This is a genomic window from Amylibacter marinus, assembly GCF_030160015.1.
Taxonomy (GTDB): domain Bacteria; phylum Pseudomonadota; class Alphaproteobacteria; order Rhodobacterales; family Rhodobacteraceae; genus Amylibacter; species Amylibacter marinus.
The window spans coordinates 76,483-90,657 of record NZ_BSNN01000006.1 but is presented as its reverse complement, the minus strand read 5'-3'; the positions used below and the strand labels follow the sequence as shown (position 1 = coordinate 90,657).

Annotated in this window: 14 protein-coding genes and 1 tRNA gene; 11 read left to right on the top strand and 4 right to left on the bottom strand. The window is 52.0% G+C overall.

The genetic code is table 11. The features are described 5' to 3' along the window. The first annotated feature begins 424 nt into the window (after positions 1 to 424). Together QQL62_RS11175 and QQL62_RS11170 are read left to right on the top strand one after the other, a co-directional pair. Positions 425 to 501: transfer RNA gene (locus QQL62_RS11175), tRNA-Met, on the top strand. A 109-nt stretch (positions 502 to 610) separates the two neighbouring features. Beyond that, positions 611 to 3,046 (top strand): ATP-binding protein, encoded by a 2,436-nt coding sequence (locus QQL62_RS11170; RefSeq protein WP_284379087.1) that lies wholly within the window; start codon positions 611 to 613, stop codon positions 3,044 to 3,046. On the opposite strand, the gene QQL62_RS11165 is transcribed toward QQL62_RS11170, so the two are convergent. Then, the gene (locus tag QQL62_RS11165; RefSeq protein ID WP_284379084.1) at positions 3,043 to 3,444 is read right to left on the bottom strand and encodes a response regulator; all 402 of its coding nucleotides are present in this window, start codon (positions 3,442 to 3,444) and stop codon (positions 3,043 to 3,045) included. The genes QQL62_RS11170 and QQL62_RS11165 overlap by 4 nt on opposite strands. 237 nt (positions 3,445 to 3,681) lie before the next feature. Between QQL62_RS11165 and QQL62_RS11160 the strand changes: the two genes are divergently transcribed. From QQL62_RS11160 to QQL62_RS11130, 7 genes are all read left to right on the top strand, one after another. Beyond that, the gene (locus tag QQL62_RS11160) at positions 3,682 to 4,485 is read left to right on the top strand and encodes a S49 family peptidase (RefSeq protein ID WP_284379081.1); all 804 of its coding nucleotides are present in this window, start codon (positions 3,682 to 3,684) and stop codon (positions 4,483 to 4,485) included. Between the two features lie 196 nt (positions 4,486 to 4,681). Beyond that, positions 4,682 to 5,617, top strand: a complete 936-nt coding sequence (locus QQL62_RS11155; protein ID WP_284379079.1) for a calcium/sodium antiporter — start codon at positions 4,682 to 4,684, stop codon at positions 5,615 to 5,617. Between the two features lie 7 nt (positions 5,618 to 5,624). Next, positions 5,625 to 5,966, top strand: coding sequence for an SDR family oxidoreductase (locus QQL62_RS13495; RefSeq protein ID WP_431355767.1), 342 nt, complete (start codon positions 5,625 to 5,627; stop codon positions 5,964 to 5,966). Between the two features lie 330 nt (positions 5,967 to 6,296). Beyond that, positions 6,297 to 8,168, top strand: coding sequence for an excinuclease ABC subunit UvrC (gene uvrC / locus QQL62_RS11145; RefSeq protein ID WP_284379073.1), 1,872 nt, complete (start codon positions 6,297 to 6,299; stop codon positions 8,166 to 8,168). 42 nt (positions 8,169 to 8,210) lie between these two features. Then, complete coding sequence (gene pgsA, locus QQL62_RS11140; protein ID WP_284379070.1) at positions 8,211 to 8,876, top strand: CDP-diacylglycerol--glycerol-3-phosphate 3-phosphatidyltransferase; 666 nt, start codon at positions 8,211 to 8,213, stop codon at positions 8,874 to 8,876. Then, positions 8,876 to 9,127: a molybdopterin converting factor subunit 1 gene (moaD, locus tag QQL62_RS11135; RefSeq protein WP_284379067.1), complete on the top strand. Its 252-nt coding sequence runs from the start codon at positions 8,876 to 8,878 to the stop codon at positions 9,125 to 9,127. The genes pgsA and moaD overlap by 1 nt, the downstream gene beginning before the upstream one ends. 1 nt (position 9,128) lies before the next feature. After that, positions 9,129 to 9,563 (top strand): molybdenum cofactor biosynthesis protein MoaE, encoded by a 435-nt coding sequence (locus QQL62_RS11130; RefSeq protein ID WP_284379064.1) that lies wholly within the window; start codon positions 9,129 to 9,131, stop codon positions 9,561 to 9,563. Here the strand turns inward: QQL62_RS11130 and QQL62_RS11125 are convergent, their stop codons facing one another. From QQL62_RS11125 to ubiA, 3 genes are read right to left on the bottom strand one after another with little or no spacing between them, the layout of a single operon-like run. Continuing rightward, the gene (locus tag QQL62_RS11125; RefSeq protein WP_284379061.1) at positions 9,564 to 9,878 is read right to left on the bottom strand and encodes a hypothetical protein; all 315 of its coding nucleotides are present in this window, start codon (positions 9,876 to 9,878) and stop codon (positions 9,564 to 9,566) included. Beyond that, on the bottom strand, positions 9,875 to 11,797 hold the full coding sequence (locus tag QQL62_RS11120; RefSeq protein ID WP_284379058.1) for an OmpA family protein: 1,923 nt from the start codon (positions 11,795 to 11,797) through the stop codon (positions 9,875 to 9,877). The genes QQL62_RS11125 and QQL62_RS11120 overlap by 4 nt, the downstream gene beginning before the upstream one ends. A gap of 52 nt (positions 11,798 to 11,849) precedes the next feature. Beyond that, positions 11,850 to 12,842 (bottom strand): 4-hydroxybenzoate octaprenyltransferase, encoded by a 993-nt coding sequence (gene ubiA, locus QQL62_RS11115; protein ID WP_284379056.1) that lies wholly within the window; start codon positions 12,840 to 12,842, stop codon positions 11,850 to 11,852. 11 nt (positions 12,843 to 12,853) lie between these two features. Between ubiA and QQL62_RS11110 the strand changes: the two genes are divergently transcribed. Then, positions 12,854 to 13,585 carry a 16S rRNA (uracil(1498)-N(3))-methyltransferase gene (locus tag QQL62_RS11110; RefSeq protein WP_284379054.1) on the top strand — a complete coding sequence of 244 codons (732 nt, stop codon included), beginning with the start codon at positions 12,854 to 12,856 and terminating at the stop codon, positions 13,583 to 13,585. Next, positions 13,582 to 14,109, top strand: a complete 528-nt coding sequence (locus QQL62_RS11105) for a hypothetical protein (RefSeq protein ID WP_284379051.1) — start codon at positions 13,582 to 13,584, stop codon at positions 14,107 to 14,109. The genes QQL62_RS11110 and QQL62_RS11105 overlap by 4 nt, the downstream gene beginning before the upstream one ends. Positions 14,110 to 14,175 lie beyond the last annotated feature (66 nt).

The window sequence follows — 14,175 nt, the reverse complement described above, 5'->3', positions numbered from 1 at the left end:
GCCAAACCTAGTAAAGATTAAAGACACTCTCAAACGTATGTACTTATAAAACGGCCGCCAATCACGGCGGCCTTTTTTTATGTCTGTCGGAAATGCCGTGAAATCGAGAAAGTAGCGTAAGCTGTCTGGATAAAACAAACGCCACGATATCAGCAGATCAACAGTAACCAAATACAGCAAACACAGCGTCAAAAAAATACTCGAACAATGGAAGCAAAAAACCAGTGGGTTCATAGTATACTAGCGATTCTAGGCAGATTTACCGCTTACATTTGGGGTTGAACCTAATCAACCCAAGGATCGGATTCGGGCATTGAAGGCGAACAAATATCAAATCTCGTGGCCTATGAAAATAAAGTGACAAAAATGTAAATTAGCCATTGTAGACTCGGACCAAGGGCGCTACATCAGGCGCATCTACTGTCGCGGGATGGAGCAGCCCGGTAGCTCGTCAGGCTCATAACCTGAAGGTCGTAGGTTCAAATCCTACTCCCGCAACCAATAGACCAAGCCACAATAGGCGCGGTCACACAGAGATTTTTCAAATCATTGCTAATTTGGAAACCCATGCTAGGCTGTTGAAATACCCAAGCATTCTCAAGGCAATTTTATGCGGTTTTTTCCCTCTTTGATTTGTGCAGTTATTGTAATTATTACACTGTTACATATGGACAAGCACCACGCACAGATGGTTGTCCAAGAGAAACGCAACGCGGTGCAAAAACAATTGTTGCAGATGCAGTCTCAGTTGGCCGAAGAAACCAAAGCGTTGCTAACAGAAGCGCGCAATTTGACGATCAGGATCAAGGAAATTGACGATCTAACCCAAGATCGCCTTGAGACGCTGGTATCAGAAACAAAGCCAACCGCCGGACGGTACATGCGTATAGAATACGCGCCAGAATTTAGAACCGCCCTCGTCTGGCCAGAGCAAGATGCAACGGGGATCATTGGAACCAATCCGTTAATGCGTTTTAACGACGGTGAAACTACACTTGAAGATGAATTGATGCAGGGATTTCCTGTCTTGGGGCGCAATGAAATTATCGACGGGCATATCGCGGTAATACACATTCGCGTCCCCTTGATGATTACAAAGGAAAACGGAATCACCAGCTACGGTGTTGTCTACTTCATTTCTGAAATAGACTTACTTTTGCCAGAACAGGCCGACGGTGATCCGGCGATACAGCTAGAGTGTCATGTTTTCGCGCATCATCGTAACGAGACCCTGCCTAATATTCCGCAAAATTGGACCAATGACAGCGCCATACCGCCCGAGGTGGTAAACATCGTCAACCCAAGTGGCGTGTTTACGTTGATGATGCGCCCGACATTTGGCTGGCAAGCAAATCCGGTAGATATGCGAAAGGCGCGGATGATATATGGGGCTATCGCAGTTGCCTTGATCTTTGCGGTTATCTGTTTGAATTGGATCGGGGTATCGGAAGCACGAACCAGTGGCGAGCTGTCTCGAGCACGCAGCAACATGCAGGGGGTTTTGTCTAATCTGCCTGGTGTCGCATTTACCTATACCATGTGGGATGAGGAGGATGCGCTGGGAGGGCAGAACAACAGGCTACGGATCATTAACAAAGAGGCCTGTCTAGAAATATGGGGCCGCAGTGGGCAAGAGATCGAGGAAGAGCGCCTGACTGTGCTGTGTGATGGGGACGACCCTATTCAAATAAAAGCGCTGCGCCGTGAAATAGCCTCGGCGGCACATAATTTGCGACCATGGCAGGCCAGCTGGTCAATCAGAACGCGCTCTGGTCAGAGCAAGTGGCTAGACGGGCGCGCCAAGCCGATCAAATTGGCCGATGGGTCGATAGAATGGTATGGGATGATCAATGATGCCACATTGCAGATTGAGCGCAATCAAGAGTTGATCCAGCGGCGTGAAGAAGCACACCAAACCCAAAAGCACGAGGCCTTGGGCCAGCTGACTGGTGGTGCTGCACATGATTTCAACAACCTTTTGGCGGTTATTATGGGTAATCTGGAATTGTTACGTGATGAGGTTAGAACCGATGAGCATCTGCATATGATTGATGCAGGAATCCGCGCCAGCAAACGCGGAGCTGATCTTACGCGCAACATGTTGGCCTTTGCACGCAAGGCCCCCCTATCGCCGCAAATGGTACATTTGAACGAGTTGGTCGAGGAATCGCGCAACTGGATCGGGCGGACATTGCCCGCAAACATCGATGTAGAAACCAACCTTCGCCAAGGTTTGTGGTGTATCGAGGCCGATGCGGCGGCGACGCAAAGCGCGCTGCTTAATCTAATGTTGAACGGGCGAGATGCGATGCCCGATGGTGGAAAGCTGACGATTTCAACGGGGAACTTCCATCTGGATAAGCCCCTTACGGATTGTCGTGATCAGGTTCTGAAACCCGGCAAATATGTGATGCTGTCAGTTACCGATACGGGGGAGGGTATTTCCGCAGAGGATTTGCCAAAGATAACAGAACCGTTCTATACGACCAAACCAACCGGAGATGGTTCGGGGCTGGGATTGTCGATGATCGAAGGGTTTATGAAGCAATCAGGCGGTCACATGTTGATCGATAGCGAGCCTAATCTGGGTACCACGATGCGGTTGTTTTTTGATGCGCTAGATGATCTTTCGCATTCCGAATGTACAAATGAGGAGCGCAAAACGCCGCCACCGGCCACAGGCCAGCGGATATTGATTGTGGAAGATCAGCAAGAGGTTCTGGATGTGCTGATGGCTACATTGGCCAATGCGGGGTATCGGGTGTCCGGTGCCAAATCAGGGGATGAAGCAGCCAGACTGTTTCAAGAAGACGATCAATTTGATTTGTTGTTGAGCGACATGGTCATGCCGGGGGCGTTACAAGGCAGCAGCCTGGCGCTGCGGTTGTGTAAATTGCGCCCATCGCTGAAGGTGGTATTTATGTCTGGGTATGCCAACATGGGTGATGAGAAAGATTTGCAATCATTGGGCCACATACGGTTAACCAAACCAGTTGCACGCCAAGACCTGTTGGCAGCATTGCAGCGCGCACTAGCGCCAAGTTAGGCTTGGGGCGCGGCGCGTTCTAGCTCGGCCATTTCAGCGCTGAGCAGGCTGATAAAGGAATCCTTGGCGATCGGTTTATAGACATTACGCCCCACCGGAACATCCCGCGCATTTGCGATCATTTTAGCGGCGATCATCGATGTGTCTCCGCCCCCGGTCATGAAGCGCACCCGAAGCGGGAAATCATAGGTGCTGATGCCGTCGATTGCCTCTAGGCCATTCATGCGTGGCATATTGATGTCCACCATCAACAGAACGGGTTCTGTGCAGTCGTTTAGAATTTCGTTTAGTTCGATTCCATCGGAACAAGTCTTGGGTATCCACCCCTGACCACGTGCGATCGTGGCGAGGTAATCTGCGAAATCTTTGTTGTCGTCTGCAATTAGTATTTGATACATGGTCCTAGCCTTCGAGGTAAATAATATGGATCGAATAGAGTATTATCTAAAGTTATAGTAGTCGTTTTAAAATTATCTGAAAAGCGCAAAGCGTTTTTTTTGATCTAGGAATAACGTGCTTGTACTATCTATTCAGGATTTGATTAATGAACTCGTAAAAAACCGGAAATCTAGAATATTTTCCGAAATCCTCGCTAACCGCTTGCCCGCATAGCGCAGAGAACCTATCTAGTATTTATGGCTATGAAATTACCCTTTGGAAACCGCAAAGCACTGATAAACGTTGTCCGCCTTGATGGGGTCATCGGCGGTGGCGGGCGTTTTAATGGGCCGGGTTTAAACGATTCGCATATGGCGGGTCTTCTGCACAAGGCCTTTCACAAGGGCAAACCCCGTGCGGTGGCATTGGCGATAAATTCGCCGGGCGGCTCGCCTGTGCAATCCTCGCTGATTGGCGCGCGCATTCGCCGCCTGGCCACCGAAACTGGTGTGCCGGTGTACGCATTCTGCGAGGATGTGGCGGCCTCTGGTGGGTATTGGTTGGCCTGTAGTGCGGATGAGATTTATTTGGATGATAGCTCGATCATCGGATCAATCGGGGTTATTTCTGCCTCCTTTGGCTTTCCAGAGATGATGGCCAAGTATGGGATCGAGCGGCGGGTGCATACAGCAGGCGAAAACAAGAGCTTTGGTGATCCGTTTAAAGAGCAAGGTCCAGAAGATGTGGCGCGGATAAAAGAATTGCAGCGCGCGATTCATCAGAACTTTATCACCCATGTAAAGACATGTCGTGCGGGGCGCTTGGTGGATGAAGATTTGTTCACCGGCGAAATCTGGGTTGGACAGGCTGGTATAGACAAGGGTTTGGCCGATGGTATTGGCCATTTGGTGCCGACCCTAAAAGAAAAATTTGGTGATAAATCCAAGTTCAATGTGCTGGGCCAAAAGAAATCCTTTCTTTCGAGATTTGGCCTGAGCATGGCGGACGGGGTTCTTGGCTCGGTTGAAGAACGTGCTCAATGGGCAAGGTTTGGGATGTAGCGATGTCAAAAGTAGTACTGATTTTTTTGATTTTCATCATGGTGTTGGGTGTTTTTGGCAAACTTCGGCTGCCTAAGCTGCCCAAGATGGGTAAATTATCGAAAATCAATCAAACTAGGAAATGCAAAATCTGCGACAGCTATCTTTTTGATGGGGTGAAATGCAGTTGCCAAAATAAATCGGGGAAGAATAAGTGATGGATTGGCTGTTTGTAGTTGCCGGCTTGGTGATATTATTGATCGGTGGTGATGTGTTGGTGCGCGGTGCCGTTGCCTTGGCGGCGCGCCTGGGCATACCGACGTTGATCGTTAGTTTGACTGTTGTTGCCTTTGGAACCTCGGCTCCGGAACTGCTGATTGCAATCAAGGCTGGTTTTGACGGGGTTCCTGAATTGGCATTGGGTAATGTTGTTGGTTCGAATACCGCGAATGTTCTGCTGGTGCTGGGGGTGCCTGCGCTACTCTTTGGTTTGTCGGTGAAGGATCGCGATAGTGTGCAAAACTTCATCTATATGATGCTGGCCACGGTGGCATTTATTGTTTTGACCTATACCAGCCCGATCGGGCGTTGGCAGGGTGTCGTGATGTTGCTGGGCTTGGCGAGTATTTTGTACACGAGCTATCGTGCCGCCATGTCTTCGCGGAGCAAACTGGCCGAGCTGGAATCCGAGGTCGGCGAGACCAATATCCCCACGTGGAAGATGCTGGGTTTTTTGATTGCTGGTTTGGTTAGCTTGCCACTGGGGGCTGGGTTGTTGGTTGACGGGGCTGTAAATATTTCGCGGGCCTTTCATGTGCCAGAGGAGATTATTGGGCTGACGCTGGTTGCGCTGGGAACCTCTCTGCCGGAATTGGCCACAACGGTTATGGCTGCGCTGCGCAAAGAGGGCGATGTGGCAATTGGCAATGTCTTGGGTTCGAACATATTTAATCTGCTGGGCATTGTGGGTGTCGCCAGCCTGTTTGGCCCAATGCCGGTTCCAAGCGCGTTTTTCCAATTTGATCTATGGGTTATGTTGGCCTCTTCGTTGGTATTGGCGCCATTTATAATAAAACAGATTCCCTTATCCAGAATTTGGGGCATGGTATTCCTTGTGTGTTATGGTGCCTATGTTGTGGTTCTATTAACCTAGGGGCGGGATGAATTATTCGGGGGCATTGATAACAGGCGGTGGCGATCGGCAGGGCCGTGCCATGGCGGTGGCCTTGGCCGCGCGCGAAATACCGGTGGCGGTGCATTATTCCACAAATGCATCCGGGGCGGCCGAGACCAAATCAATAATTGAACGGGCCGGCGGCAGGGCAATCACGCTTGCGGCGGGGCAACCTCCAGAGCATTTTGCACGCCAGCGTCAGAGCACGCCGCTGAAACGTGGTGCGGATGTGGGGGATATTATCGGTGCGATGAATTTCTTTTTGGATGCCCCTGCGGTAACGGGGCAATTGATCTGTGTAGATGGTGGGCAACATCTGGCTTGGTAAACAGCGGATGTGATGGGGATCGAGGAAAACTAGCGTTTAAATTGTAAGATATGGTGTGCTTTGTCCACTGTGTAACAGAAAGTTCACAATTCATTACGAAAAAGTCAATAAAATCAAAGTCTTGTAAAATTGTATATTTTTTCCCTTTGAAATCAAGGGGTTGAAATGTGCCCACAAAATAGGCAAACCACAGAACCCTGCCAAAACAAACGAAAAAAAGGGCTTAATCTTGAGTTATCCGCAGAGTTATCCACAGGTATCGTGGATAGGTTAATCCTTGTTAATTGTCGGAAAACCTGACCGCCCCAGTAGAATCAGATAAAAGAACATATGAGCGAAGAAATCGAAAATCCTGTGCCGACCAAAGGCCATTTGGTTGTCAAATCCTATCTGAAGACATTGGATGGTAGCCCCGGTGTATACCGGATGTTAGATGAGCAGGGGGCGGTGCTTTATGTGGGCAAGGCCCGCAACCTAAAGCGCCGCGTCTCTAATTATGCCAAGCTCACAGGGCATTCCGCGCGTATTGGGCGGATGATCACGGCAACCAGCTCTATGATGTTTCTGACCACAAAAACAGAGACCGAGGCATTGCTGCTAGAGCAGAACCTGATCAAGCAATTAAAGCCGCGCTATAATGTATTGCTGCGCGATGACAAAAGTTTCCCCTATATTATGCTGACCGGGGATCACGAGTTTCCGATGTTGACCAAGCATCGCGGACGCAGATCGAAAGAGCATGAATTTTTCGGCCCCTTTGCATCGGCGGGGGCTGTGAACCGCACGCTGAATCAACTGCAGAAAATATTCCTGTTGCGCAACTGTAGCGACAATATGTTTGCCGGGCGTACACGGCCCTGTTTGCAATATCAGATCGCGCGCTGTGCGGGGCCCTGTACGGGAAAAATTTCAGCAGAGGATTACGACAAATTGGTATCGGATGCGCGTGATTTCCTGCGCGGGCGTAACAGTGATATTCAGCAGAGCTTGGCCGCAGAAATGAGCGAGGCATCACAGAATATGGAATACGAGCGCGCGGCGGGCCTGCGCGACCGCATTCGCGCCCTTACACAGGTACAATCAACCCAAGGTATTAATCCCCAAACGGTGCCCGAGGCCGATGTGATCGCCCTACATTCCGAAGGCGATCAGGCCTGTATCCAAGTGTTCTTTATTCGCGCCAATCAAAATTGGGGCAACCGTGCCTATTTCCCGCGCTCGGGTGTGGGGGCGGATGATCCTGAAATACTAGAAAATTTTATTGCGCAATTTTATGATAACAAAACCCCGCCCAAGCTGATTTTGGTCTCGGGCGACATCTCAAACGAGGATCTTTTGCTAAATGCCCTTGGAGACAAGCGCGGGTCAAAGGTGGAAATTGCCCACCCAAAGCGTGGCGAGCGGGCAGAGTTAGTAGAGGGCGCGCACCGCAATGCACGAGAAACCTTAGCGCGCAAACTGTCTGAGAGTGCGGCGCAAAACAAGCTGTTGCAGGGATTGGCTGATGCGCTGGATTTAGAAGAGGCGCCGCGCCGCGTAGAGGTCTTTGATAATTCGCATATTCAAGGCGCGCATGCAGTGGGGGCGATGATTGTATCTGGCCCAGATGGGTTCATGAAATCCGCCTATCGAAAATTTAACATCAAGAACCCCGAGACCACCCCTGGGGATGATTTTGGCATGATGAAAGAGGTGCTAGAGCGCCGCTTTAAATCTTTGATCAAGGAAGACCCAGATCGCCAGAGCGAAAACTGGCCCGATCTGTTGCTGATTGATGGTGGTCAGGGGCAAATTTCGGCAGTGGCCGAGATTTTGGCAGAGTTGGGGGTCACGGATGTGCCTTTTGTTGGGGTGGCCAAGGGGGTAGATCGCAATGCGGGTAACGAGGAATTTCATCGCATGGGCGCGCGCCCCTTTGCATTGCGGCGCAATGATCCGGTGTTGTATTTTATACAACGTCTGCGCGACGAGGCGCACCGATTTGCCATCACCACCCACCGCAACAAACGCGCCAAGGCGTTGACCGCATCGCCCCTTGATGAAATCCCAGGGGTGGGTGCCGCGCGCAAGCGCGCGATTCTGGCGCATTTCGGATCCGCCAAGGCGGCAACACGCGCATCATTGCGTGATCTAAAGGCGGTAGATGGATTATCAGACGCATTGGCACGGGTGATCTATGACTTCTTCCATGACAAGGGTTAAATTCTACAGTATGCCTAGGGTAACAAAACAAAGAGGTGCGCTATGCGCTGGAACATTCCGAATATTTTGACCACCTTTCGCATGTTGGCTGCCCCTGCGGTTGTATTGGTTTTTCTGTTCTTTCAACGCCCTGTTGCCGATTGGCTGGCGATGATCCTCTTTATTGGCGCGGCCTTTACGGATTATCTGGATGGGTATTTGGCGCGCAAATGGAACCAAGTTAGCAACTTTGGCCGCATGTTGGATCCCATCGCGGATAAGGCCATGGTGGTCTTGGCTTTTCTGGTAATTGGTAGCCTGTTTGGCCTAAACCCGCTGATCATGGTGCCGGCGATTCTGATCCTGCTGCGCGAGGTTTTCGTTTCCGGCCTACGCGAGTTTTTGGGAGATAAGGCGGGTGAGTTACAGGTGACGAAATTGGCCAAGTTTAAGACCGCGGCGCAGATGATTTCCGTCTCTATTCTGTTTTCATACGGTATATTCGAGCATAATTTTGGGGCATCGACCATTGGCATGGATGGCCAATTGGTAGGTGCCATTCTGGATGGCACCGAAGAAGACGTGGTTGGATTGAAGCTAAAATATAATCTTATGTACCTGTCTTACTGGGGGGGGATTGCCTTCCTTTGGGTGGCGGGGGCGCTAACCTTTATCACGGGGATGGATTACCTGCGTAAGGCGATGCCCTATCTGCGCGGTGCTGCGTAATGCGTTTGAATTTGGTATATTTTGCATGGGTGCGCGAGCGCATAGATTTGCCCAGCGAGACCGTTGAGACAGATGCCAAAACAGTGGCCGAACTAATTACAGAATTGCGCGCGCGCGATGCCCGTTATGATCTAGCGTTCAGTGATACCACCGCGGTACGGGTGGCCATAAATCAAGAGCTTTGCGAATTTTCGTCTGCCCTTGCAGATGGCCAAGAGGTTGCGTTTTTCCCACCCATGACTGGGGGCTGACATGGCGGTCTCGGTTCAGGTGGATGCCTTTGATATTGGCGCAGAACTGGGTGAAATGCGCAAAGATACCCGCGCGGGGGCCTTGGTAAACTTTACCGGTATTGTGCGCGGTGGCGATGATTTGGTGGCGCTGGAATTAGAGCATTATCCCGCGATGACGAAATCTGCCCTAGAGGCGATCGAGGCCGAGGCGCGTGCACGCTGGGATTTGATTGATACGCGCATTATTCACCGTGTCGGCCGGTTGGCGCTGGGCGAGGAAATTATGATGGTTGCCGTCTCGGCACCCCACCGCGCGGATGCGTTTCAGGCCGCTGAATTTATGATGGACTTTTTGAAGAGCCGCGCCCCATTTTGGAAAAAAGAGCATTTCAAATCTGGCACCCAATGGGTGGATGCCAAAGACAGCGACGAGGGTGCGTTACGGCGCTGGTAGCTATTGGTCTAGTTGGGCGCGCAGGTCTTCGCATTCGCGCCGCGCAGCACCTAGGCCCTCCATTGCGGCGGCCAATTCAGCCTCGGCTTGGGATACCTTGTTGCTCAGTTCCCATTCCACCTCTTTCAGGCGGCCTTCGGCCACGTCCTTGGCCTGTTCCATTTCGTATAATCGGTTGGCCAGATCATCGATTTCACCCATGTTGGACGCATTGATACGGTTCAGCCCACCGTAGGCCCAACGCAACATCCATCCCAATATAAAGGCGCCAAACAGCGCCATAGCGATCACCCCAATTAGTTCATCACGGTTCATTCTTCGGCTTCCTTCTGTTTGGGGCGTTCTTGAGGCGCGTTGCTGGCGCTGGGCACAGGATCGGCGCTGGCATCCAGCAGGGCTGGGTTCGCGGGTTCAACGGGGGTGATCAGCGCAAAGCTGATGCGGCGGTTCTGGGCGCGCGATGCCTCGCTGGCGTTATCTGTGATGGGCTGGCTGGGGCCATATCCGCGGGCGATCATACGCGATGTGAGCACACGGCGGGTTAGCAATGCCGACAGCACCGCATCGGCGCGTGATTGGCTGAGCGTTTGGTTGAGCTCTTCGCTACCTGAATTATCTGTATGGCCCTGAATTTCAAATTCAGCGGTGGGGCAAAGACGCAGAACTTTGGCTATCTGATCCACTACAGCTAAGCTATCTGCCTTGATATCCACCCGCCCGGGGTCAAATTCAATTTTGGATTTGGCAAGGATTTCGGCGATTTGGGTTTCGCACTCTTGGGGTGTTGGGGGGGTGTCGCGCTTGGCTAGGCGTTCGTCGTAATCGACTGACAGTTTGAAATTATCCTTGGTTCCAACGCGCACGGATAGGATGCGGGACATTGCACCCTTGGTCGAGGGCGAATCCCCTGTGCCCGAAATTTGGATTGTTTCTGGCTGGACGATTAATGTGCCATGGTGCAATTCAGCCAGCGCCTCTAGGCCACCCAAAACCCGTAGGGGCCAGCCATCGGGCAGGTTTTCGTCAATGCGGGTCTGTGCGTAGACGTTTTCGCTGCCAAACAGGGCCTTGGCAAAGGCCTGAACAGAATTGCGCGCAGGGACACTGGAAATACGCCCGCGCAATTGCACTTGGCCTTCGGGGCTTTTGGTGGCGGTGAATTCCGGGATCACAATGTCGCCGGTTTGACCATCTATCAGCGGTTTTGGCGGCAGAACCGCGGCCAATGAGAATAGCTCGGGCAGGTCATTTTCCAAGGCGCCGATGATTTGGTCATAGCTGGCTTCGTCGACGTCGTCTTGGGCGATCAGCGAGATATCGGAATCAGTGAAGGTTAGAACCCCGCCGCCCAGTTTACCGACCGCATTCAGGGACAGCACGATGGCCTCGGCCCATTCGGTGGTTGGCACACCTAATCCGATGGCACATGTGGCGGTTGGGTCAAGGCCGATTTTCTGAGCAGCGCGCATGATTTTTAGGCTGTTGAATTCCGTATCCACAGAACAGGCGGCCATTTCGGCACCATTTTCATCCAGCGTGAAATGCAATGTGAAGGGTGAAATCACAGGGCGTGGTGCGGAAATATGCAGCTCTAGCTCTAACCCATCTGGGGTGTTATCCGCCAATTCCTTTTCGTATCTCTGTTTCTCGGTTTGCGATTCTGTAACCGCTGAAATGATCACCTTGTTATGCGTGATGCTGATCTTAGAGCGGTTCAGCTTTTGCAGGCCAAAAATGCCGAAATCCAGTGCGCTCTCCCAATTTGTGGGCACAGCAAAGCTGGCCTCCTCTAGCATATCGGTGATGTGTAGATCGAGGGCGATATCTTCTACATTGTCTAGAATATGGCTGCGACCATGGTCGCTGGGCACTAGACCAATCAGCGAAATGCGCTCGTCGTTGCGCAGAACCTCTAGGCTGAATTTAGGGGGGGCGATATCATTGGCCTGAAGGATGGTAATATCGTCGGTGATACGGCCAGGATCAACGAACTTGCCGATAACCTGTAGCACGCGAAAGCGCGCAGCCTCGTCTGGGGCAAGGCCGGTTAGATTGACCTGAAGCCCCTTGGCACGCAGATGCACCCATTCTTCGTCTGACATTAGCAACGCCTGGCGCAGTTCGGCCTCTGTGGCCTCTTGGAAAACATCCACAGCGCGGATCGCGCCGAAATAGGCACCAACGGCGGCAAGGATAAAACAAATTAATGCGAAGAGCAGAGCAGTACGGTGCATAGGAGTCTCTAGATTGCGTGTTTCTTGTTGCTAGGGTATTGGCTGATTTTTATCAAGCTCCGCCAAGACTGATTTGAACTGCATAAGCGAGGGCAAAGCCCGCAATAGGCAAGAATCCCGCATCTCGGTTGGCGCGAAATAGCTTCAGACAGATATCGGGGTCATCAATATCCAATTTGCGCAACTGCCACATCATATGCATGCCAAAGGCCCAGATGCCCATGATGGCGAAAACCAGCGCCAATATGTTTAGCCGGTCGCCAACCGCGCCAATCAATGCCAGTACCATTAAAACCGTGATGGCCACCAGAAACCCGAACAGCCATGTTTTGGTATTGTTGTGAAACAGGCGCGCAGTGGATTTTATGCCGATCAGGGCATCATCCTCTTTGTCTTGGTGGGCATAGATGGTGTCGTAAAACAAGGTCCATGCGATGCCAGACAAATAGAGAAGTATCGCCGCCCAGCTGATGGTGCCGAAATAGGCCACCCACATCAACAAGGCGCCCCAATTAAAGGCCACGCCCAAAAAAACCTGTGGCCACCATGTAAACCGCTTTGCAAATGGGTAGATTGCCACGGGCAACAGGGCAGCAATCCCCCACAGGATGGCCGCGCTGTTTAGCGAAAACAGGATTAGAGCGGAAATACCTGTCTGAATAGCCATCCAGAGGGCCGCACGTTTTACGCTGATCTGCCCCGATGGTATGGGGCGTGATTTTGTGCGGGCCACCTGTGCGTCTAGGTGGCGATCGGTGATGTCGTTCCATGTACATCCTGCACCGCGCATCAAAAAGGCCCCCAAAGCGCATGCAACAAACAACCATTGGTGATAGGGGCTAATTGCGGCACCATCTGCTAACAAGGCCAGCGTCAATGCCCACCAACAGGGAATCAGCAACAGCCATGTACCAGCGGGACGATCGGCGCGCGACAGGCGCAGATAGGGGCGGGCCTTTACGGGGGCAAAACGATCCACCCAATTGTGATCAACAGCATCCGCTACACGGCCTGATTGGTCTGGTGTTTGGTGGTTTTCGGTCATAGAGTCTGCCCATGAATAAACGTGCAAAAATTCGACTCTTTCTAGACGCTCCGATGGGGGCAGGGCAATCTTTAATCCTGAACCGAGATCAGGCGAATTATTTGTTCAATGTGATGCGTCTGTCGGTGGGGGATTCTGTCTCCGTATTTAATGGCCAAGATGGCGAATGGCAGGCCCGCGTTGCAGAGGCAAACAAACGCAAGGGAATTTTGATCTGCGAGACCCAGTCGGGCCTGCAGGTATCCCCCCCCGATCTATGGTTGGTATTTGCGCCGATCAAAAAGGCGCGCACAGATTTTATTGTGGAAAAGGCCACCGAGATGGGGGCTGCGCGCATTCTGCCAGTGCGCACGGATTTTACCAATTCAGACCGCATGCGCCAAGAGCGCCTACAGGCCCATGCGGTAGAGGCCAGCGAGCAATGCGGCGGCACCTATGTGCCCCCTGTCGAGGATATTCAGAACCTTTCTACGCTGCTGGATCATTGGCCTGATGACCGCCAGATACTGTTTTGTGATGAACGTAAGGTAGGCGAGCCGGTCTCTGATCTATCGGATCAACATAGGGGGAAATGGGCCATTCTTATTGGCCCCGAGGGCGGGTTTTCCGAGGCAGAGCAAAGCCGCCTGCGGCGATTTGAACAGGCCACCAGCATCAGCCTTGGCCCGCGAATATTACGCGCGGATACTGCGGCGGTGGCGGCGCTGGCGTTGTGGCAGAGGGCCTTGGGGGACTGGGCATGAGCTTTATCCGCCCAGAATTGCGCGATAGCTTTATGAAGTGGCGCGAATTGATTGTGATCCTGCCGTTGTTGATTTTGGCGCTGTATTTGGTGTGGAATGCCATCGCGCTGGGCGGGCGGGTTCTGGTGGTCATCTATGCTCTGGTGGCGGTGATATCGCTGTTTGGCACCTATTGGGCCTATCGGCGCGGGCATATGCGGGTGCTTGGTGCTGCCTTTGGGCATGTGGAAATTGACGAACGCCAAATCATATATTTTTTAAATGGCGAAGGCTGGCCGGTGTCGATCAATGATCTGGTGGATGTGCAAATAGCGCGCACGGATCAAAATGGCGCACCGGACAAGGTGTTCTGGCAATTTAAGGATCGCGCAGGTACGCGGGTGGTGATTCCCGCCAGTGCCACAGGGGCGGATCGATTGGTGGATGCGCTATCGGCGTTAAACGGGGTGGATTATCCCATGGTTATTCAGGCCATGAACAGCGAGGTTGATGCGGTGTTCACAATTTGGAGAAACTCTGAATAATCGGCCATGGCCGCTTGCAACTGGTGGAGCGCTTTGACAGTGTCAAATTCAGCAAAGAAGGAGCCA